At 65.7% G+C, this 21,550-nt stretch carries 18 protein-coding genes; 9 read left to right on the forward strand and 9 right to left on the reverse strand.

Annotated elements, in window-relative coordinates:
- Positions 1-3 precede the first annotated feature (3 nt).
- The 4 genes from DMX06_RS15705 (at position 4) to tadA (ending at position 4,454) form a co-directional block, all read left to right on the forward strand.
- Entirely contained in the window at positions 4-639 is a 636-nt protein-coding gene (locus DMX06_RS15705) for a DUF4062 domain-containing protein (protein WP_110738329.1), read from the forward strand.
- Entirely contained in the window at positions 636-2,120 is a 1,485-nt protein-coding gene (locus DMX06_RS15710) for a Fic family protein (protein ID WP_110738330.1), read from the forward strand. The genes DMX06_RS15705 and DMX06_RS15710 overlap by 4 nt, the downstream gene beginning before the upstream one ends.
- Positions 2,121-2,592: 472 nt before the next feature.
- Positions 2,593-3,975, forward strand: a complete 1,383-nt coding sequence (locus tag DMX06_RS15715; protein ID WP_110738331.1) for a multicopper oxidase family protein — start codon at positions 2,593-2,595, stop codon at positions 3,973-3,975.
- Positions 3,975-4,454 (forward strand): tRNA adenosine(34) deaminase TadA, encoded by a 480-nt coding sequence (gene tadA, locus DMX06_RS15720; protein WP_110738332.1) that lies wholly within the window; start codon positions 3,975-3,977, stop codon positions 4,452-4,454. Before DMX06_RS15715 ends, tadA begins: the two co-directional genes overlap by 1 nt.
- Positions 4,455-4,749: 295 nt before the next feature.
- Here the strand turns inward: tadA and mltF are convergent, their stop codons facing one another.
- A complete protein-coding gene (mltF, locus tag DMX06_RS15730) occupies positions 4,750-6,207 on the reverse strand; it encodes a membrane-bound lytic murein transglycosylase MltF (RefSeq protein ID WP_110738334.1) in 1,458 nt (485 codons plus the stop codon).
- A gap of 325 nt (positions 6,208-6,532) precedes the next feature.
- On the opposite strand from mltF, the gene purL reads away from it, so the two are divergent.
- Both purL and DMX06_RS15740 read left to right on the forward strand, forming a co-directional pair.
- The gene (purL, locus tag DMX06_RS15735) at positions 6,533-10,432 is read left to right on the forward strand and encodes a phosphoribosylformylglycinamidine synthase (RefSeq protein WP_110738335.1); all 3,900 of its coding nucleotides are present in this window, start codon (positions 6,533-6,535) and stop codon (positions 10,430-10,432) included.
- A gap of 2 nt (positions 10,433-10,434) precedes the next feature.
- Complete coding sequence (locus tag DMX06_RS15740; protein ID WP_023632229.1) at positions 10,435-10,746, forward strand: NIF3 1; 312 nt, start codon at positions 10,435-10,437, stop codon at positions 10,744-10,746.
- Between the two features lie 127 nt (positions 10,747-10,873).
- Here DMX06_RS15740 and nagE read toward each other — a convergent pair whose 3' ends face one another.
- Genes nagE through DMX06_RS15770 form a run of 5 tightly spaced genes read right to left on the reverse strand, consistent with a single transcriptional unit; the run spans position 10,874 to position 17,960 of the window.
- On the reverse strand, positions 10,874-12,535 hold the full coding sequence (gene nagE / locus DMX06_RS15750) for an N-acetylglucosamine-specific PTS transporter subunit IIBC (protein ID WP_110738337.1): 1,662 nt from the start codon (positions 12,533-12,535) through the stop codon (positions 10,874-10,876).
- Between the two features lie 12 nt (positions 12,536-12,547).
- Positions 12,548-15,091: a phosphoenolpyruvate--protein phosphotransferase gene (gene ptsP, locus DMX06_RS15755; protein ID WP_110738338.1), complete on the reverse strand. Its 2,544-nt coding sequence runs from the start codon at positions 15,089-15,091 to the stop codon at positions 12,548-12,550.
- 18 nt (positions 15,092-15,109) lie between these two features.
- Positions 15,110-16,132: an SIS domain-containing protein gene (locus tag DMX06_RS15760; RefSeq protein WP_110738339.1), complete on the reverse strand. Its 1,023-nt coding sequence runs from the start codon at positions 16,130-16,132 to the stop codon at positions 15,110-15,112.
- Complete coding sequence (gene nagA / locus DMX06_RS15765) at positions 16,129-17,217, reverse strand: N-acetylglucosamine-6-phosphate deacetylase (RefSeq protein WP_110738340.1); 1,089 nt, start codon at positions 17,215-17,217, stop codon at positions 16,129-16,131. Before nagA ends, DMX06_RS15760 begins: the two co-directional genes overlap by 4 nt.
- Before the next feature lie 11 nt (positions 17,218-17,228).
- Entirely contained in the window at positions 17,229-17,960 is a 732-nt protein-coding gene (locus DMX06_RS15770; protein WP_110738341.1) for a GntR family transcriptional regulator, read from the reverse strand.
- A gap of 545 nt (positions 17,961-18,505) precedes the next feature.
- On the opposite strand from DMX06_RS15770, the gene DMX06_RS15775 reads away from it, so the two are divergent.
- Both DMX06_RS15775 and DMX06_RS15780 read left to right on the forward strand, forming a co-directional pair.
- Complete coding sequence (locus DMX06_RS15775) at positions 18,506-18,745, forward strand: hypothetical protein (RefSeq protein ID WP_110738342.1); 240 nt, start codon at positions 18,506-18,508, stop codon at positions 18,743-18,745.
- Positions 18,742-18,984, forward strand: coding sequence for a DUF3077 domain-containing protein (locus tag DMX06_RS15780; RefSeq protein ID WP_028691619.1), 243 nt, complete (start codon positions 18,742-18,744; stop codon positions 18,982-18,984). The genes DMX06_RS15775 and DMX06_RS15780 overlap by 4 nt, the downstream gene beginning before the upstream one ends.
- Positions 18,985-19,125: 141 nt before the next feature.
- Here DMX06_RS15780 and tatC read toward each other — a convergent pair whose 3' ends face one another.
- From tatC to tatA, 3 genes are read right to left on the reverse strand one after another with little or no spacing between them, the layout of a single operon-like run.
- Positions 19,126-19,860, reverse strand: a complete 735-nt coding sequence (gene tatC / locus DMX06_RS15785; RefSeq protein WP_110738343.1) for a twin-arginine translocase subunit TatC — start codon at positions 19,858-19,860, stop codon at positions 19,126-19,128.
- Complete coding sequence (tatB, locus tag DMX06_RS15790; protein WP_110738344.1) at positions 19,860-20,147, reverse strand: Sec-independent protein translocase protein TatB; 288 nt, start codon at positions 20,145-20,147, stop codon at positions 19,860-19,862. Before tatB ends, tatC begins: the two co-directional genes overlap by 1 nt.
- The gene (gene tatA / locus DMX06_RS15795; RefSeq protein WP_062574996.1) at positions 20,147-20,365 is read right to left on the reverse strand and encodes a twin-arginine translocase TatA/TatE family subunit; all 219 of its coding nucleotides are present in this window, start codon (positions 20,363-20,365) and stop codon (positions 20,147-20,149) included. Before tatA ends, tatB begins: the two co-directional genes overlap by 1 nt.
- Positions 20,366-20,501: 136 nt before the next feature.
- Here tatA and gspK point away from each other — a divergent pair, with 136 nt between their 5' ends.
- Positions 20,502-21,467 carry a type II secretion system minor pseudopilin GspK gene (gene gspK / locus DMX06_RS15800; RefSeq protein ID WP_110738345.1) on the forward strand — a complete coding sequence of 322 codons (966 nt, stop codon included), beginning with the start codon at positions 20,502-20,504 and terminating at the stop codon, positions 21,465-21,467.
- Positions 21,468-21,550 lie beyond the last annotated feature (83 nt).

Here is a 21,550-nt window from a genome sequence, read left to right on the forward strand (position 1 = left end):
GTAATGGCCAAGCGCCCAACCATATTGGTGTCATCTACTGTCTACGGCATTGAAGATCTGCTGAACCGCGTTTACATGACATTGACTGAGTTTGGCTACGAGGTCTGGATGTCGCATCGCGGTACGCTACCCGTGCGCTCGGATCGCACAGCCTTTGATAACTGCCTGGCTGCAGTTGAAGCCTGCGATCTGTTTCTCGGGTTGATCACACCAGAGTACGGTACAGGTCGTGATGGCAACGACCTTTCCATTACCCATCAGGAGCTGCAGCGTGCCATTGCCTGCAAGAAGCCTCGGTGGCTTCTTGCCCACCAGAGTGTGGTGTTCGCCCGCCGTTTTTTGCGTGATCTGGGCTACGGTGATCGAGAAAAGCGCGCATCGCTCAGCCTTAAGAGGGGCGCTCGCAGTTTGGGAGACTTGCGTGTGATCGATCTGTACGAAGACGCCATTCTTGATACCAGGCCTTTGAGTGAGCGGCCAGGCAACTGGGTGCAGGAATATGGCACCGATGAAGAAGCCTTGCTGTTCGCCTCGGCGCAGTTCGCCCGTGTGCAGGAAATAGAGAGCTTCCTGAATGAGAACTTCAGGGATCCAGATGCTTTGCTGGCTGCGGTGCAAACCAATGGGGTGCATCCATGAAGGCAGAAGAATTGGCGCGTCTGCTAGCGTTGGGAGAAGGCCAGACCATCGAGTTCAAGGCCACTGCAAATGCCGCCGTAGTGGGGAGGCATGTATGTGCCTTTCTGAATTCGGGTGGCGGGTACCTTGTTCTGGGGGTGGGCGCGAATGGCGAACTTGTCGGCGTAAAGCATAACGATGATCGGCGTGCATTGCTCAAGCTCGAACAGCAGGTAGTACAGGGTCTCGCGCCTGCGGCGTTGGTCTCTTTCGAGGCCCAGCAGGTAGCGGGCAAGACGCTGTGGGTAGTAGAAGTGCCTGCAGGCAGGGATGTGCCGTACAGCTATCGCGATGAGGTGTTGATCCGTGAAGGTGAGCTGACGCGTCATGCCGATGTTGCCACGCTCCGCGACATGATTTTGCGCCGTCAAGTCGAACCAGAACGCTGGGAGCGACGATTCTCCGATGCCGATCCCGATGACGACCTTGATCAAGCAGAGATCGTGCGGGCCATCCAGCGTGTCAAAAGCAGTCTCCATGCACACTGGAATGAGAGCGAGATTAACGTTGAGCAGGCGCTTGAGCGCTGGGGAGTGATGAGGTACGGCCGACTGACCAATGGCGGTGACGTACTCTTTGCGCGTAGTCCGGCGTTACGCCACCCACAGGTGCGCGTGCGTTGTGCCGCCTATTCTAGCGAGAAAACTGACGACAAGTATGGCGATTTCAAGAGCTTCGAGGGGCCGCTGGTTGCTGTGTTGGAAAACGTTTTCGCATTTGTGCGCCGCAATACTTCGAGTCTCAGCCAATTCAACAGTGAATCTTTGGTGCGCCAGGATCGTGGTATCTACCCGGACTCAGCGCTTCGAGAAGCGCTGGTGAATGCTTTCGCTCATCGTAACTACGCTGACTTCAGGGGCGGAATCAGGGTGCAGGTCTTCCCTCGTCGCGTTGAAGTCTGGAACTCCGGGGCTTTGCCTGAAGGCGTTACACCTGAAGGGCTTGAAACAGGGCAGATCTCGGTCTTGCGCAATCCCGATATCGCGCATGTCCTATATCTTCAAGGGTTTATGGAGAAGCTGGGGCGAGGGGGGCTATTGATCAGTCGTACTCTCGCTGATCAGGGGTTGCCACCACCGGAGTGGCAGAGTGATGCTCATGGGGTGACGCTGACACTTCGGGCTCCGGAGGTCGCCCCGGAAGCCACCCCGGAGGTCGCCCCGGAAGTTACCCCGGAAGTTACCCCGGAAGTCGCCCCGGAAGTTACCCCGGAAGTTATGAGGGTCATGGAAGCGTTGGTTGGAGAGATGTCGCGTCGAGAACTCCAGCAGGCGTTGGGACTCAGGGATAGTGAACATTTCCGAAAACACTATCTGCAACCGGCGCTCGCGATTGATGCAGTGAGAATGACCTTGCCCGAAAAGCCTACAAGTAGCAGGCAACGTTATACGCTCACTTCATTGGGGAAGTGCTTACAAGCACTAGTCGGCAGTCATGATTGATTGCTCGGCTGCACGAATGGCTAGGTCGAAAAGCAGGCGTCCCTGATGAGTCATGACGAAACAGTGTTTCATGGGGCCAGCCCGTAGCTGAAGGAGTTGTTTGAGTCACCATCGAGTGGTCACGACTAGAGCCATGAAGGCGCCTTTATCGTATCTGGCCGGCGGATACGATTGTTCCCAGATGCGGCAAGCGCTTTTGCCGCAGGAGCCTGGATGGCCATGGCAGACAGCATTCCCCAGATCGTAGTGATAGGGGACTGTGTCCTAGGGGGCTGCGTCGCCTGGCCAGCGAAGAGATCATCGGGGAATTGCAGCAGTGAAGAGCCCTGGCTTCAGGCGCAGGTAAGCGGCGATATGACAACCCTGCGACAAGACTTCACTTAATCTTTCTCAAATGCAGGTGTATCGTATTCGCCCTTCATCGCCAGCCCTGCTGGCAGCTTGATCGCGCTGAAATGAGGTACCCGCACCGATGTCCTTTACCCGTCGACAAATGCTCAAGGGCCTGACCGGCCTGGTGGTGGTAGGCCTGGGCGCCGGAGGCGCGGCACGCTACTGGCTGGGCAAGGTCGAGGACGACAACGCCGGACACGACTACGAGCTGATCGCAGCCCCCCTGGACGTCGAGTTGGTGCCGGGCTTCAAGACCGAGGCCTGGGCCTTCGGTCCGTCGGCGCCAGGCACCGAGCTGCGGGTGCGCCAGGGCACCTGGCTGCGGGTGCGCTTCATCAACCATCTACCGGTCGAGACCACCATCCATTGGCACGGCATTCGCCTGCCGTTGGAGATGGACGGTGTGCCCTATGTCTCGCAGCTGCCGGTCAAGCCCGGCGAATACTTCGACTACAAGTTCAAGGTGCCGGATGCCGGCAGCTACTGGTATCACCCGCATGTCAGCAGCTCCGAGGAGCTGGGCCGCGGCCTGGTCGGACCGCTGATCGTCGAGGAGCGCGAACCCACCGGCTTCCAGCATGAGCGCACCTTGAGCCTGAAGAACTGGCACGTGGACGAGCAGGGTGCCTGGCTGCCGTTCAGCATCCCCCGCGAGGCGGCCCGCAACGGTACCGCCGGGCGCCTGATCACCATCAACGGCCAGGCCGACTCGGTTACCGAGCTGCCGGCCGGGCAGGTAGTGCGGGTGCGCCTGCTGAACCTGGACAACACCTGGACCTACCGCTTGAACCTCAAGGGCAACTGCGAGGCGATGATCTATGCCCTCGATGGCAACCCGGTAACCCCACGGCCGCTTGACGACGAGTACTGGCTCGGGCCGGGCATGCGCATCTGCCTGGCGATCCGCATTCCCGAGGCGGGCGAGGAGGTCTCCCTGCGGGACGGCTTCGTGCGCCTGGGTACCTTGCGCTCGGTGGCCAGCAGCGAGGCGCCCGGCGACTGGCCCGAGGCCCTGCCACCGAATCCGGTCGCCGAGCCGGACCTGGAGAACGCCGAAAAGCTCAACTTCAATTTTGAATGGGTCGGCAAGGTCTCGGTGAACACCGAGAACGGCAAGCCGCCGAGCCTGTGGCAGATCAACGGCCAGGCCTGGGACATCACCGACAAGACCTGCGCCGACCGGCCGATCGCCACGCTGCAGAAGGGCAAGAGCTACATTCTCGAGCTGAAGAACATGACCCAGTACCAGCACCCGATCCACCTGCATGGCATGAGTTTCAAGGTGATCGCCTCCAATCGGCGCAAGATCGTCGAGCCATGGTTCACCGACACCTACCTGCTGGGCAAGAACGAGCGGGCACAGGTGGCGCTGGTGGCGGATAACCCGGGCACCTGGATGTTCCACTGTCACGTCATCGACCACATGGAAACCGGCCTGATGGCCGCGATCGCGGTGGTCTGATGCGACCGCAGATCATCGATCGCAGCCGCGACCAGGAGTTCATGCGCCTGGCCCTCGATTTGGCGGCCCAGGGCGCGGCCCTGGGCGAGGTGCCGGTGGGCGCGGTGCTGGTGCAGCACGGCCAGGTGATCGGTCAGGGCTTCAATCGGCCGATCATCGACAGCGACCCCAGCGCTCATGCCGAAATGGTGGCGATCCGGGCCGCGGCCAAGGCCGCCAGCAATTACCGACTGCCGGGTAGCACCCTGTACGTGACGCTGGAGCCGTGCAGCATGTGCGCGGGGCTGATCGTCCATTCGCGAGTGGCGCGGGTGGTCTATGGGGCACTGGAGCCCAAGGCGGGGATCGTGCAGAGCCAGGGGCAGTTCTTCAGCCAGGGGTTCCTCAACCATCGGGTGATGTTCGAGGGTGGGGTGCTGGCAGAGGAGTGCGGGGTGATCTTGAGTGAGTTCTTCAAGGCGCGGCGGGCCAAGGCGTAGTTCTGGCAATCTTGTATCGCCTGTACCGGCCCTTTCGCGGGTAAACCCGCTCCCACAGGTGTGGCGCGTGCCTTGAGGGCTGCACGGTCGCTGTGGGAGCGGCTTCAGCCGCGAACACCGGCGCAGCCGGTGCCAGGTACCGCGTCGCCTGCTTCGCGGGTAAACCCGCTCCCACAGGGATCGCGCCAGATTCTAAAAATTGAGCAAGACAGTTGCTCCCACAGGGGCTGTGCAGAACCTGTGGGAGCGGGTTTACCCGCGAAGAGGCCACGACAGGCGCCAGGGGAAGCCGGGATTACATCGGCGGCGACTGTTCCGCCGGCTTGTCCTTGTTCACCGCCGGCACATGCAGGTTGCCCTCGGCCACCTGGCCTTCGAGCTGCGGCTGCGTGACCCAGGTGAGGATGTCGTAGTAGCGGCGGATGTTGGCCACGAAGTGCACCGGCTCGCCGCCGCGGGCATAGCCGTACTTGGTCTTGCTGTACCACTGCTTTTGCGACAGGCGCGGCAGCATCTTCTTCACGTCCAGCCACTTGTTCGGGTTCAGGCCTTCGCGCCTGGCCAGGGTGCGGGCATCTTCCAGGTGGCCGCTGCCGACGTTGTAGGCGGCCAGGGCGAACCAGGTGCGGTCCGGCTCCTTGATGCTGTCGTCGAGCTGGTCCTTGACCAGCATGAAGTACTTGGCGCCGCCCTGGATGCTCTGTTTAGGGTCCAGGCGGTTGGACACGCCCATGGCCTGGGCGGTGCGCTGGGTCAGCATCATCAGGCCGCGCACGCCGGTCTTGGAGGTGACCTCGGGCTGCCACATCGATTCCTGGTAGCCGATCGCGGCGAGCAGGCGCCAGTCTACCTGCTCGACCTTGGAGCTGGTCTTGAAGTGTTTCTCGTACTTGGGCAGGCGCTGCTGCAGGTGCTGGGCAAAGGTGTAGGCGCCGACGTAGCCGAGGACATCGACGTGGCCGTAGTAACGGTCCTTCAGGCGCTGCAGGGTGCCGTTCTTCTGCGACTTGTCGAGAAACTCGTTGATCTCGTTGAGCAGGCTGTTGTCTTCGCCGGCTGCCACCGCCCAGCGCTGGTCGCGGGTGTCGCCCAGGTCGAAGGCCACGCGTACATTGGGGAAGTACACCTGGTTCATGGCCAGCTCGTTGGAGTCGACCAGGGTCAGGTCGATCTGGCCCTCGTCGACCATGCGCAGCAGGTCGACCACCTCGACGGCGTCGGACTCCTCGTATTCCAGCCCCGGGTTCTGCTTTTTCAGTTCGGCGAGCTGGTCGGCGTGGCTGCTGCCCTTGAGCACCATGATCTTCTTGCCCACCAGGCCCTTGGCGCTGGTCGGCCGCGAGCGGCCATTGCGGTAGATGACCTGCGGGGTCACCTCCAGGTAGGGATGGGAAAATTTCGCCTGGGCGGCGCGGCGTTCGCTGCTGACCAGGCCGGCGGCGGCCAGTACCGGGCCGGACGGCTTGCCCAGCTGGTCGAACAGCTCGTCGAGGTTGTCGGCGGTCTCGATCTCGAGCTTCACCCCCAGGTCTTCGGCGAAGCGCTTGACCAGTTCGTATTCGAAACCGGTTTCGCCGTTGCGGTCCTGGAAATAGGTGGCCGGGCTGTTGCGGGTAATCACGCGCAATACGCCATCCTCCTTGACGCGTTCGAGGGTGCTGGGTTTTTCAACGCAGGCACCGAGCATCAGGAAGAGTCCGGTTGCGAGGAGCCATTTGGCGCATCGCTGGCGCAAAGCAGTGTGGGCGAACATAGGGTGCAGTATACGCAAAGGACCGGCGGCGCCATATCTCGACAATATGTGGGTTGTCTGGTAGCACGTTGCTGTGCCTGCGACAGGGCGGAGCAGGTCGTGGGAGCGGGCTTGCCCCGCGATTCGCCTGCTCAGGCAGTCTCTTTGCCGGTAGGTGTCATCGCGGGGCAAGCCCGTTCCCACGATGAAATGCCCGGGATTTTTTTGACCCGAAAGTCCGGTTCCACCGCCCGGCAGCATTGGCTTTGAGCGGGTGCCGAAAGCCTGCGAATTAGGCTAGAATGCACGGCCTCTAAGCACACCCCTTCCTGAGGCTGTCCCGACGATGTTGATCCTGCGCGGCGCTCCTGCCCTTTCTGCCTTTCGCCACGGTAAATTACTCGAGCAACTGAGCCAGAAAGTCCCCGCTGTTACTGGTTTGTATGCCGAATTCGCCCACTTCGCCGACGTCGACGGCGAGCTGACCGCCGACCAGCAGCAGGTGCTGGGCCGTCTGCTCAAGTACGGCCCGAGCGTGCCGGTGCAGGAGCCAGCCGGCCGCCTGTTCCTGGTCGTGCCGCGCCTGGGCACCATCTCGCCCTGGGCATCCAAGGCCAGCGACATCGCCCACAACTGCGGCCTGCAGTCGATCCAGCGCCTGGAGCGCGGAATTGCCTACTACGTCGCCGGTAGCATCTCCGACGCCGACGCCCAGTTGCTTGCCGCCGAGCTGCACGACCGCATGACCCAGCGCGTGCTGGCCAGGCTGGAAGACGCAGGCGACCTGTTCAGTCATGCCCAGCCCAAGCCGATGACCTCGGTGGACATCCTCGCCGGTGGCCGCGACGCGCTGGCCCAGGCCAACATCGACCTGGGCCTGGCCCTGGCCGAAGACGAGATCGACTACCTGGTCAATGCTTTCCAGGGGCTCAAGCGCAACCCGAACGACATCGAACTGATGATGTTCGCCCAGGCCAACTCCGAGCACTGCCGCCACAAGATCTTCAACGCCAGTTGGGATATCGACGGCCAGGCGCAGGAGAAGAGCCTGTTCGGCATGATCAAGAACACCTACCAGATGCACAGCGAAGGTGTGCTGTCTGCGTACAAGGACAACGCCTCGGTGATCGTCGGCAGCGTCGCCGGCCGCTTCTTCCCGAACCCTGAGACCCGCCAGTACGGCGCGGTACAGGAGCCGGTGCACATCCTGATGAAGGTCGAGACCCACAACCACCCGACCGCCATCGCCCCGTTCTCCGGCGCCTCCACCGGCTCCGGCGGCGAGATCCGCGACGAAGGTGCCACCGGCCGTGGCGCCAAGCCCAAGGCCGGCCTGACCGGCTTCACCGTATCCAACCTGCGTATCCCGGGCTTCGAGCAGCCATGGGAGAAGCCCTACGGCAAGCCCGAGCGGATCGTCGACGCCCTCGACATCATGATCGAAGGCCCACTGGGCGGCGCCGCGTTCAACAACGAATTCGGCCGCCCGGCGCTGACCGGCTACTTCCGCACCTTCGAGCAGGGCATCAACACCCCGCACGGTGAAGAGGTGCGTGGTTACCACAAGCCGATCATGCTCGCCGGCGGCATGGGCAACATCCGTGAAGACCATGTGCAGAAGGGCGAGATCACCGTCGGCGCCAAGCTGATCGTGCTCGGCGGCCCGGCCATGCTGATCGGCCTGGGCGGCGGCGCCGCTTCGTCGGTTGCTACCGGTGCCAGCTCCGCCGACCTGGACTTCGCCTCGGTGCAGCGCGAGAACCCGGAAATGGAGCGCCGTTGCCAGGAGGTCATCGACCGCTGCTGGCAGCTGGGCGACGAGAACCCGATTGCCTTCATCCACGACGTCGGCGCCGGTGGTATTTCCAACGCCTTCCCGGAACTGGTCAACGACGGTGGCCGCGGTGGCCGCTTCGAACTGCGCAACGTGCCCAACGACGAGCCGGGCATGGCCCCGCACGAGATCTGGTCCAACGAGTCGCAGGAGCGCTACGTGCTGGCGGTCAGCGCCGAAGATTTCGAGCGCTTCCAGGCCATCTGCGAGCGTGAACGCTGCCCGTTCGCCGTGGTCGGTGAGGCCACCGAAGAACCGCACCTGACCGTTACCGACAGCCACTTCGCCAACACGCCGGTGGACATGCCGCTGGACGTGCTGCTGGGCAAGCCGCCGCGCATGCACCGCTCGGTCACCCGCGAAGCGGAGCTGGGCGATGAGTTCGACCCGAGCACCCTGGAACTCAAGGACTCGGTCGAGCGCGTCCTGCGCCACCCGGCCGTGGCCAGCAAGAGCTTCCTGATCACCATCGGCGACCGTACCATCACCGGCCTCGTGGCCCGCGACCAGATGGTCGGCCCATGGCAGGTACCGGTAGCCGACTGCGCCGTCACCGCCACCAGCTTCGACGTCTACACCGGTGAAGCCATGGCCATGGGTGAGCGTACGCCGCTGGCCCTGCTCGACGCCCCGGCCTCTGGCCGCATGGCGATCGGCGAGACCCTGACCAACCTGGCCGCCTCGCGCATCGAGAAGCTGTCCGACATCAAACTGTCGGCCAACTGGATGTCCGCCGCCGGTCACCCGGGTGAAGACGCCCGCCTGTACGACACCGTCAAGGCCGTCGGCATGGAGCTGTGCCCGGAGCTGGGCATCACTATTCCGGTTGGCAAAGACTCGATGTCGATGAAGACCCAGTGGAGCGAAGCCGGCGAGCAGAAGAGCGTTACCTCGCCGATGTCGCTGATCATTACCGGCTTCGCCCCGGTCACCGACATCCGCAAGACCCTGACCCCGCAGCTGCGCATGGACAAGGGCGAAACCGACCTGATCCTGATCGACCTGGGCCGTGGCAAGAACCGCATGGGTGCCTCGATCCTGGCGCAGACCCACGGCAGGCTGGCCGCCCAGGCGCCGGACGTCGATGACGCCGAGGACCTCAAGGCGTTCTTCGCCGTGATCCAGGGCCTGAACGAAGACGGCCACCTGCTGGCCTACCACGACCGTTCCGACGGCGGCCTGCTGACCACCGTGCTGGAAATGGCCTTCGCCGGCCACTGTGGCCTGGAGCTGGAACTGGGCAACCTGACCAGCAAGCGCGAGAAAGTCGCGGCCATCCTCTTCAACGAAGAGCTGGGCGCGGTGATCCAGGTCCGTCAGGACGCCACGCCGGATGTGCTGGCGCAGTTCAGCGCCGCTGGCCTGGGCGAGGATTGCGTCGCCGTGATCGGCCAGCCGATCAACAACGGTGAAGTGCTGATCAACTTCGAAGGCGAAGAGCTGTTCAACGGCGACCGCCGCCTGCTGCAGCGCCAGTGGGCCGAGACCAGCTACCAGGTCCAGCGCCTGCGCGACAACGCCGATTGCGCCGACCAGGAATTCGACGCCCTGCTCGAAGAAGACAACCCGGGCCTGTCGGTCAAGCTGGGCTACGACGTCAACGAAGACATCGCCGCGCCGTACATCAAGAAGGGTGTGCGCCCGCAAGTGGCGATCCTGCGCGAGCAGGGCGTCAACGGCCAGGTCGAGATGGCTGCGGCCTTCGACCGCGCAGGCTTTGCCGCCATCGACGTGCACATGAGCGACATCCTCGCCGGCCGTGTCGACTTCGAAGCGTTCAAGGGCCTGGTGGCCTGCGGTGGCTTCTCCTACGGTGACGTGCTGGGTGCCGGTGAAGGCTGGGCCAAGTCGGCGCTGTTCAACGCCCGTGCCCGCGATGCCTTCCAGGCCTTCTTCGAGCGTACCGACAGCTTCGCCCTGGGTGTGTGCAACGGTTGCCAGATGATGTCCAACCTGCACGAGCTGATCCCGGGCACCGAGTACTGGCCGCACTTCGTGCGCAACCGCTCGGAGCAGTTCGAGGCCCGCGTGGCCATGGTCGAGGTGCAGAAATCCAACTCGATCTTCCTGCAGGGCATGGCCGGTTCGCGCATGCCGATCGCCATCGCCCACGGCGAAGGCCATGCCGAGTTTGCTAGCGAAGAGGCTCTGCTGGAAGCCGACCTGTCCGGTTGCGTGGCCCTGCGTTACGTCGACAACCACGGCAAGGTCACCGAAGCCTACCCGGCCAACCCGAACGGCTCGCCGCGCGGGATCACCGGCCTGACCAGCCGCGACGGCCGCGTGACCATCATGATGCCGCACCCGGAGCGTATGTTCCGCGCCGTGCAGAACTCCTGGCGCCCGGATGAGTGGCAGGAAGACGCGGCGCTGATGCGCATGTTCCGCAATGCGCGGGTGTGGGTGAACTGAGGGTGTACAAGCTCGCCTTCTTCGTCCCCGACAGCCATGTCGAGGTGGTCAAGGCCGCCGTATTCGCCGCTGGAGGCGGGCGCATCGGCGACTACGACCACTGCGCCTGGCAGACCCTCGGCCAGGGCCAGTTCCGCCCGTTGCACGGCAGCCAGCCGTACCTCGGGCAGACCGGCCAGGTCGAAGTGGTCGAGGAGTGGAAGGTGGAACTGGTGGTGGCTGATGCGCTGATCGCCCAGGTGGTCGCCGCGCTCAAGCAGAGCCACCCGTATGAAACGCCGGCTTATGAGGTCTGGCCGCTGGCCGATTTCTAAGGCTAGTGCCATCGCTGTAGGAGCGGCCTTGTGTCGCGAAAGGGCTGCGCAGCAGCCCCGGCAATCTTGACGAAAACGCCGGAATTCTGGGGCCGCTTTGCGGCCCTTTCGCGGCACAAGGCCGCTCCTACATGTCTTGCAGCGCCTGGCTCAATCCAGGAGCTCGCGCTCCCACCACCAGATGCCACACCCCACCTGCCTGCGGGCTCACCCCCAGGCATCCCAGGGCGGCCAGGCGTTCCTGCTCTACCTTGGCCTCATTCCTGACCCGCACTCGCACTCGGCTCGAGGCCACGCACTGCGCCTCCAGTACATTCTCGCGCCCGCCCAGGGCCTGCAGCCATTCATCCGCGACGACCGTCTCGGTGGCCACCGCGGCCTTCTCGGCAAGCGGTGCCGCCACCCGTGCATGGGGCAGTTCTGCGCGAATCTCGTCGGCCAGCGCATCGGCCATCGGCCCCACCACCACCTGCAGGCTGCCACCGGTACCGGGGCGTACCACCGCGAGGGCGCCCAGGGCCTTCAACTCCTGGTCGCGGGCCAGGTTGCGGTCGGCCAGTACCAGGCGCAGGCGCGTGGTGCAGGCATCCACGCCCTGCAGGTTGGCCGCGCCGCCGAGGGCGTCGATGTAGCGCCGGGCCCGTGGCGCATCGCTGCCCTCGGCCTGGCTGGCCGCCTGTTCCTCGCGGCCGGGTGTCTTCAGGTCGAAACGGCGGATGCAGTAGTCGAACACGAAGTAGTAGACCAACCCGTAGAGTACGCCCACCGGGAACACCAGCCAGCCGTTGCTCGAACGCCCCCAGCCCAGGGCCATGTCGATGCCGCCGCCGGAGAAGGTGAAGCCCAGGCGGATCCCCAGCAGGTCGCAGATGGCCATGGACAGCCCGGTCAGCAGCGCATGGATCAGGTACAGCAGCGGCGCCAGGAACATGAAGGCGAATTCGATCGGCTCGGTCACCCCGGTCAGCGCCGAGGTCAGCGCCATCGACAGCAGCACCCCGCCGATCAGCTTGCGCCGCTGCGGCAGGGCATGGCGGTACATGGCAAGGCAAGCCGCGGGCAGGCCGAAGATCATCACCGGGAACATGCCGGCCATGAATTGCCCGGCGTTGGGGTCGCCGGCGAAAAAGCGCGCCAGGTCGCCGGTGACCACCTGCCCGCTGGCCGCCTGGAAACTGCCGAACACGAACCACACCAGGTTGTTGAGGATATGGTGCAGGCCGGTGATGATCAGCAGCCGGTTGAGCACGCCGAAGAAGAACGCGCCGATGCTGCCGCTCTCCAGCATCAGCTGGCCGAGCTCGTTGATGCCGTGCTGGATCGGTGGCCAGATCAGGCCGAACAGCAGCCCGAGGAACACTGCCGATACCCCGGTGGCGATCGGCACGAAGCGCCGGCCGCCGAAGAACGCCAGGTAGTCCGGCAGCTGGATGTCCTTGAAGCGGTTGTACAGGCCGCCGCCGAGCAGGCCGCAGATGATGCCGGCGAGCATGCCCATGTCGATCTTCGGATCGATCACCTTCAGCGTCGCCACCAGCACCAGGTAGCCGATGGCGCCGGCCAGGCCCGCGGTGCCGTTGTTGTCGCGGGCGAAGCCCACGGCGATGCCGACGGCGAAGATCAGTGCCAGGTTGGCGAAGATCGCTTGCCCGGCGTCATGCACCAGGGCGATGTCGAACAGGTCGGTGTCGCCCAGGCGCAGCAACAGGCCGGCGATGGGCAGGATGGCGATGGGCAGCATCAAGGCGCGGCCGAGCCGCTGCAGGCCCTGGATGAAGTGCTGGTACATGGTGCGCTCCGATTATTGTTGTAGGGCCACGGGGGCCGCAGGTTGGGCGTGGGATTGCGCGGCGAAGTCGCGGCAGGCCTGGCGTACGGCGCCGGCGCTGGCCAGGCCCAGCAGGCTCTGGCTGAAGCGGCGGCAGGCACTGGCGTCGAGCTGGCGGACCTGAGCCTTGATCTCGCCGATCTGCGGCGCGCTGACCGACAGCTCGGCTACGCCGAGGCCGACCAGTACCGGCGTGGCCAGCGGGTCGGAGGCCAGCGCGCCGCACACGCCGACCCAGCGACCGTGCTTCGCCGCGCCCTGGCAGGTCAGCTCGATCAGGCGCAGCAGTGCCGGGTGCAGGGCATCGACCCGCGCCGCAAGTCCGGCATGGTCACGGTCCATGGCCAGGGTGTACTGGGACAGGTCGTTGGTACCGATGGAGAAGAAGTCCGCGTGCTCGGCCAGGCGCTCGGCGAGCAGCGCCGCGGCCGGCACCTCGATCATCACCCCCAGTTCGGCGCGCGCCGTCACGCCCAGCTCGGCGGCCAGCCGGTCCAGGCGCTGGCGGATGGCGATCAGCTCGTCGACCTCGGTGACCATCGGCAGCATGATCCGGCAGCGCCGCTGCGGGCTGACCTGGAGCAGGGCGCGCAGTTGCTGGTCGAGCAGCTCCGGACGGACCTGGCCCAGGCGGATGCCGCGCAGGCCCAACACCGGGTTGGCCTCGGCCGGCAGGGGCAGGTAGTCGAGCTGCTTGTCGCCGCCGACGTCGATGGTGCGGATGATCACCGGGCGCTCGGCCATGGCGTCGAGCACCGCCTGGTAGGCGTTGCGCTGCTCGGCCTCGTCCGGTGCGGTGGGGCGGTCGATGAACAGGAACTCGCTGCGCAGCAGGCCGATGCCGTCGGCGCCCTGGGCCAGGGCCTGGGCGGCCTCGTCGGCGCTGGCGACGTTGGCCGCGACCTCGATCAGCTGGCCATCGCGGGTACGGGCGCTCTGCTGCGCGGCGGCCTGCTGGCGCTGGCGGATTTCGCGGCGTTGCTGCAGGTGGCAATGGACCTCGGCCAGGCGTTGCGGGTCGGCCTGGGTTTCCAGGCGGCCCTGGTCGGCGTCCAGCACCAGCGGCGTGCCGGCGGGCAGGTCGAGCAGCGCTTCGCCCACGGCCACCAGGCACGGCAGGCCGCGGGCACGGGCGAGGATGGCGACGTGCGAGGTGGCGCCACCGGCGGCCATGCACAGCCCGGCGACATCGTGGCGGGCGAGCAGCAACAGGTCGGAGGGCGTCAGTTCGTGGGCGACGACGATGGCCGCCGGCGGCAGGCGCAGTTGCCGGGTTTCGCCGAGCAGGGCGCGCAGCACTCGCTGCTGCAGGTCATAGAGGTCGTTGGCGCGTTCGGCCAGCAACGGGTTGCCCAAGCTGCGCAGGACCTGGCACTGGGTCTCGATGGCGCGGCTCCAGGCATGGCTGGCGGCGACGCCACCGGCGATATGCTGGCGGGCGTCGCCGAGCAGGGCCGGGTCGTCGAGCAGGGCCAGGTGGGCCTCGAGGATCGCCGCCGCGTCCTCCTGGCCGCGAGGCAGGTGCCGCCAGTCGCGGTCGATGGCATGGCGGACCTCGGCCAGGGCAGTGTTCAGCGCCTGGTGCTGCTCGGCGGGGTCGTTATCGCCGCTGTCCGCCGGCAGGCTGATGCCGTCCAGGCGCGCCAGTGGCCCGAGGGCGAGGCCGGGGGCGGCGCAGACGCCGTTGAGCACGCCGGGCTCGGCATTGGGCTTGGGCGTGGCGGCGCTGGTGGGCACGTGGGTGGCATGGTGCTCAGCGACCGAGGCGGTCTGCATGGCGGCGATCAATGCCTGCAGCGCGGCCTGGCTGTCCGGCCCGGTGCAGATCAGTTCGACTTCGGCGCCTTCGCCAACGCCCAGGCCCATGACCGCCACCAGGCTGGTGAGGTCGGCCTCGCGCTCGGCGAAACGCAGTACGGCATGGCTCTGGAAGCCTTGCGCGGTCTGGCGCAGCAGGGCGGCGGGGCGGGCGTGCAGGCCACCGTGATGAGCAACCCGGGCATGACCACTTGCACGCTCATGGCTGACCGGTGGTATGTCAGCTTCGCTGCCCGTGGCCTCGACCTCCAGCAACGCCGCGCCCAGGTGCGCAGTGCCTGTCTCCAGCCGCGTCAGGCCAAAGCCCGGGCCATTGCTGACCAGCATCACGGTGACCAGGCTGACGCAGTGCTGCGCCACCAGGTCCATGTCGAAGCGCACCAGCGGTTGCCCCTGGGTCACCTGGTCGCCCAGCGTCATCAGCGGCGAGAAACCGCGCCCCTGCAGCTGCACGGTGTCGACACCGATATGCAGGAGGATTTCCGCACCGTTGACCGCGCGCAGGGTCAGCGCATGGCCGGTGCGCGCCAGTTGCACCACTTCGCCCGCGCAGGGCGCGTGCAGCACGTCGTTCAACGGGTCGATGGCGACGCCGTCGCCCAAGGTGCCGCTGCTGAACACCGGATCCGGTACCTGGTCCAGCGGTACCAGCGGTCCGGCGAGCGGGGCATGGAGGATGATCTTGTTATTGTCGGGCATGCGCTGTTCCTCGCGGCTTCACTGCGTGCAGGTCACTTTGCTCAGGTGGCGCGGCTGGTCGGGGTCGAGGCCGCGGGCCTCGGCCAGGGCCGCGGCCATGATGTAGAAGCTCTGGATCGCCAGCAGCGGGTCCAGGGCCGGGTGTTCGGCGCAGCTCAGGGTAAGGTTGCGCCCGGCGATATCGGCCGGTGCCGCCAGCAACACGCGGGCGCCGCGCTGGCGCATGTCGGAGGCCAGCTGCAGCAAGCCAGCCTGCTCGACGCCGCGCGGGGCGAACACCAGCAGCGGGTACTGTGCATCGATCAGGGCCATCGGGCCATGGCGCACTTCGGCGCTGCTGAAGGCCTCGGCCTGGATCACCGAGGTTTCCTTGAGTTTGAGCGCGGCTTCCTGGGCGATGGCAAAGCCTGCGCCACGACCGATCACCATCAGGCGCTCGCTATCGCGCAGGGTGTCGATGGCCGGGCTCCAGTCCTGCGCGGCGGCCTCGCGCAGTTGCGCGGGCAGGGTAAGGCCGGCTTCCAGCAGGGCGCGGTCCTGGCCCCAGTGGGCGACCAGGCGGGCGCTGGCAGCGAGGGTGGCGACGAAGCTCTTGGTCGCCGCCACCGACAGCTCAGGGCCTGCGCACAGCGGCAAGTGGTGCTGGCAGGCCTGCTCCAGGGGCGAGCCTTCGGCGTTGACCAGCGAGACCGTGGTCGCCCCGCACTGGCCCAGGCGCCGCAGGCTGTCGACCAGGTCCGGGCTCTGGCCCGACTGCGAGAAGCCCAGCGCCACCTGGCCACGCACCCGCAGCGGTGCCTGCTGCAGGGTCACCACCGACATCGGCAGCGAAGCCACCGGCAGCCCCAGTTGCTGCATGGCGATGTAGGCGAAGTAGCTGGCGGCGTGGTCCGAGCTGCCTCGGGCCACGGTCAGCGCCACTTGCGGATCGAGCCGGCGTAGCTGTTCGGCCAGGGTTTGCAGGCGTGGGTCCAGCGTCTGCGTCTGACGTTCGACGACCTCGGCGCTGGCGCGGGCTTCTTCGAGCATCCTTGAACTCATGCGGTTTCTCCTTCGATCATCACGGCGGTCAGGTTCAGTTGGCGGTCCAGCAGCACCGCGTCGGCCCAGGCGCCCGGTTGCAGGCGGCCACGGTCGGCGATGCCGAGATAATCGGCGGGATGGAGTGACAGACGCTCGGAGGCTTCGGCCAGCGGCAGGCCGATCTTCACCAGGTTGCGCAGGGCCTGGTCCATGGTCAGGGTGCTGCCGGCCAGGGTGCCGTCGGGCAGGCGCACGCCGCCCAGGCATTTGGTCACGGTGTGGCTGCCCAGGCGGTATTCGCCATCGGGCATGCCGGCGGCGGCGGTGGAGTCGGTCACGCAGTACAGGCACGGGATCGAGCGCAGGGCCACGCGCATGGCGCCGGGGTGCACGTGCAGCAGGTCGGGAATCAGCTCGGCATAGCGGGCGTGAGCCAGGGCCGCGCCGACGATGCCCGGCTCGCGGTGGTGCAGCGGGCTCATGGCGTTGTACAGGTGGGTGAAGCTGGTGGCACCGGCCTCCAGGGCCGCCACGCCTTCTTCGTAGCTGCCCAGGGTGTGGCCGAGCTGCAGGCGGATGCCGCGCTGGCTCAGGGTCTGGATCAGCGGCAGGTGGCCGGCGACCTCCGGGGCGATGGTGATGACCTTGATCGGCGCCAGGGCCAGGTATTGCTCGACCTCGTCGAGCAGCGCCTGGTGGGCGAAGTTCGGCTGCGCGCCGAGCTTGCCGGGGTTGATGTACGGGCCTTCCAGGTGCACGCCGAGGATGCGCGCGCCCTGGCGCGGTTGCCTGAGGTGTTCGCCCAGTTCGGCGAGCACGCGGGTCAGCTCCTCGCGGGGCGCGGTCATGGTGGTGGCCAGCAGCGAGGTGGTGCCGAAGCGACGGTGGGTGCGGGCGATGGTGGCGAAGGCGTCGCCGCCCTGCATGATGTCGCTGCCGCCACCGCCGTGCACGTGCAGGTCGATGAAACCGGGCAGCAGGTACGGCAAGTCGTTGGCCTGCGGGTCGCACGGCGTGCCGTCGATGGCCCGTATGCGGCCGTTTTCCAGGTGCAGTTGTCCGCGCACCCAGCCGTCGGGGGTGAGGATGTTGGCGATGTCCATGGGGGCTCCGGTCAGCGTCGCAGTTCGGCGACGAAGTCGTAGTAGTCGTTGCGGCAGTAGGTGTCGGTCAGCTCGATGGCGGTGTTGTCGTCGAGGTAGCCGATGCGGGTCATCAGCAGCATGGCGGTGCCGGGGGCGATACCCACCTGAGCGGCCAGCTCGTCGCCGGCGTTGATGGCGCGGATGTGTTGCAGGGCACGGACCACCGGGCGGCCGAGCCGGTCGAGGTGCTGGTAGAGCGAATCGCCGATGGCCTGCGGGTCGCCGAGCAGACGGGCGGGCAGGGTGCTGACCTCCACCGCCATGACGATATCGTCGGCCTTGCGCAGGCGCTTGAGGTGGACCACCTGGTCGGTGGGCGACAGGCCGAGGCGGATCAGTTCGTCGTTGCTCGGGGTGCCGATGCTGCGCTCGAGCCACTGGGAGCTGGGCACGAAGCCTTTCATGCGCAGCATTTCGCTGAAGCTCGACAGGCGTGACAGAGGTTGTTCCAGGCGTGGCGTGATGAAGGTGCCGGAGCCCTGTATGCGGTGGATCAGGCCTTGTTCGAGCAGGACTTCGAGGGCCTTGCGCGCGGTGACCCGGGAGATGTCCAGGGTTTCGCTGAGGGTGCGCTCCGAGGGCAGCGCCTGGTCGGCGGTCCATTGGCCGGCGTGGATGGCCTGCTCAAGGTTGCGCGCCAGCTGCAGGTAGAGCGGGGTGGCGCTGGTGTCGTCGGGGCGCAGGGCCGATAGAGGACGCATGGGCGGTGTCCGGTATTGTTGTTGGGTGGGAAATTAATACCACTTTAATACCAGGTCAATACCACTGGTCTGATCAGGAATCTCGTATTTGATTCTGGGGGCGCTCTGCGCCCCTTTCGCGACACAAGGCCGCTCCCACAGGGACCGCACCATGGCAGAACTGGCACATATCCTGTGGGAGCGGCCTTGTGTCGCGAAAGGGCTGCGCAGCAGCCCCGGCGATCTTGAAGGCTGTCAGACATTTCCGAACCTGAAACCTAATGCTTCAGCCAGCAAAGCTTGGGAACTATCCTACGCGCTTGCCGGAAGCCGCCGCGTTGTCGGGGAAATACCCCAGGGATAACTTCATCGGGTCGCCAGATTTGGTGACCGGGTGTGAGAACCCGAATCACGAAGAACGCCGCTCTGCTATGGCAGCCGTGCGCGGGCAGGTTCTGCCTGACCGGTTTTCTTCGTGACCGGGTTCTCACACCGTGTACGGCTGCCACCCAATCATGTGAGAACGATCAAGTGGCGGTTCCTGATAATCACGAAGGAACTTCCCAATGAAAAAACGCGTACCTGACCCACCCCGTCTCGCACCCTTCATCAGTATCCGTTCCATGCTCACCCGCGATGAGGCCATGACCGCCGCCGTCGAAGTGGCCACCGCCATTTCCGATGTACTCGATATCTACTTCAAGACCGAACCCGGAGAAGCCCAGGACTGCCTGTTCACCGCCAGCGACTACCTCGGCCAACTGGCCTGCGCCTTGCTCGAACACAAACCGGAGCCCCGACCATGACCCGCGGCCACACCGCAGGCCGCACGGTCTGCCTGGACCTGTTCAAGGTCGAGCCAGGCGTTTCCTTCGAGGACGCCTTCAGCGAGTTGTCGGTGCTGCTTGGCTGCATCCGCCACCTGACCTGCGAGGCGGAAATGGAGGGTGACCTGCTGGCCGGCAGCTCGGCGCGGATCCTCAGCGCCATGGCCAAGGCGCTGATCGATGACATGGAGGTGGGGTTGAACAGGAAGACCTCATGATACCCGGGGGCCGCTTTGCGGCCCTTTCGCGACACAAGGCCGCTCCCACAGGGACCGCACCATGGCAGAACTGGCACATATCCTGTGGGAGCGGCCTTGTGTCGCGAAAGGGCTGCGCAGCAGCCCCGGCAATCCATCGGTCTACCCCACCCGGCGCACCAACCCACACGCCAGCAACCCCACCTCGAACAGCACCCACATCGGCACCGCCAGCATGGTCTGGGAAAACACATCCGGCGGCGTCAGGATCATCCCCACCACGAAGCACCCGACGATCACATAGGGCCGGCTGCGCCGCAGCGTGGCTACGTCGGTTAGCCCCGCCCAGACCACGATGAAGGTCGCCACCGGGATCTCGAAGGCCAGGCCGAACGCCAGGAACAGCGCCATGATGAAGTCCAGGTACAAGCCGATGTCGGTCATCATCGCCACCCCGTCCGGGGTCACGCTGGCGAAGAAGCCGAACATCATCGGGAACACCAGGAAGAACGCGAAGGCCAAGCCGCCGTAGAACAGCAGGATGCTCGACACCAGCAGCGGCAAGGCGATGCGCCGTTCGCGGCGGTACAGCCCCGGGGCGATGAAGCCCCAGGCCTGGTGCAGCAGCAGCGGCATGGCGACGAACAGCGCGCACATCGCCGTCAGCTTGAACGGCGTGAGGAACGGCGAGGTGACGCTGGTGGCGATCATGCTGGCGCCTTCGGGCAGGTAGCGGCGCAGCGGTTCGGAGATCTGCGTGTACAGCGTCTGGGCGAAGGGGAACAAGCCGCAGAACACCAGCGCGACCACCAGCAGGCAGCGTACCAGGCGCTTGCGCAGGTCGCGCAGGTGGTCGGTCAGCGGCATGCGCGCCGCCTGGTCGAGGGCGAGGGTCATCAGGCGCTTTCCTTGGTATGGGCGACCGGGGTCGGGTCATTGGCCGGCGCCGTGTCGAGCTGGATACCCTGGCGGATCTCCTGCTCCAGGCGTTGCAATGGCGCGGCATCCAGGGCGGGCATGTCGATCTCCCGCTCCACCTGCGCCTTCAACGCATTCAGCGCCCGGCGCGCCTGGCCCAGCCCCCGGCCGAGGGTGCGCGCCGCCACCGGTAGGCGCTCGGGGCCGAGCACCAGCAAGGCGACGATGCCGACCAGCAGCAGTTCGGTGAAGCCGATCTCGAACATCAGGCCTGACGATCCGTTTGCGCCTGCTGCACCGGCTGATTGTTCAGCACCTGGGGTTGCTGCTCGACGCCATTGTCGGCAGTACCGCCCATGGACTTGCGAAAGCCCTGGATCGCCTCGCCGACATCACTGCCCAGCCCCTTGAGACGCTTGGTGCCGAACAGCAGGAAGACGATCAACAGCACGATCACCAATTGCCAGATTCCGATGCCACCCATGTAAGACCACTCCTGTCAGGCCAAAGAAAAAGGAAGGCCAATCCTGCCCTGCACAGATGACGGGCACATGACTGCCATCTGGCTGCAACAACCGCCGTGTTGACTGGCGTTTTTTACCGCTGACAGGAAGACAAGGATGGGGCGCAGGCGACAACAGGGCGCGGCACTGCTGATGGTGCTGGTGGTGTTGGCGATGCTCGCGGCGGGGCTGGCCTGGCTGGTGGAAGATGGCCGGCGCCAGGTGGACGAGGTGCGCCTGTTACACCAGCGGGTACAGGTGCGGGCGATGGAGCAGGCCGGGCTTGCCTATGCCTCCCAGGCCCTGCGCGATCCGGCCTGGCGGGCCAGCCCGCTGTTCTGGCAGGCCCTGCGCGGGCAGCCGCTGGCCTATGACTTCGGCGCCGGCAAGGCGCAACTGCGGGTGATCGACCAGCACGGTTGCTTCAACGTCAATGCCCTGCTGGGCGACGATGGTCCACGGGCCGAGCGCCAGCTACGCCACTTGCTCGGCGACGACATGGCCGCCGAGCGGATGGTCGATGCCCTGGCCGACTGGCTGGACGCCGACAGCGATGCCCGCTTGCAAGGAGCCGAGAGTGCCCAGTACCTGCGCCAGCAGCCACCCCGGTTGGCGGCCAACCAGCCGATGCTCGACACCAGTGAGCTCAACCTGCTGCTGGAGCCGGACATTGGCCGGCAAGGCCGCTACCGAATGCTCTGCGCACTGCCATCTACCGGTGGCTGGCGACTCAATGCCAACGCCCTGGGGCTGGAGCACCTGCCGTTGCTGGAGGCCCTGTACGAGGGGCAGTTTTCCCGTTCGATGCTCAGCCGCATCATCAGCGGCCGGCCGGCGGCGGGCTATGTGGATGCCGCGGCATTGCGCCAGGCGCTGGGCGCGGTGGATGACGAGACCTTCGCCAGGCTAAGCGAAGGGTTGTTGCTCAATAGCGGCCATTTCGTGCTGCAGTTGTCGTTCGAGGAAGAGGGGCGCACGCTGCGCAGCCAGTTCCAGATCGAGGCGCTGGGCGTGGTGCAGTGGCATGCGCGGGTGCCGGCGCAGCAGGTGCGGGTCAGGGGGCGGGAGCCTGTAGCTGGGTGAGACTTTGTTGCTAATGGTTGGAAATTCGCTATGTATCGTAGGAAATGTCGGATGAGTCGATCCGTTCAGCATGGCCGGTGACG

Source organism: Pseudomonas mosselii, assembly GCF_003205295.1.
GTDB lineage: Bacteria > Pseudomonadota > Gammaproteobacteria > Pseudomonadales > Pseudomonadaceae > Aquipseudomonas > Aquipseudomonas mosselii_B.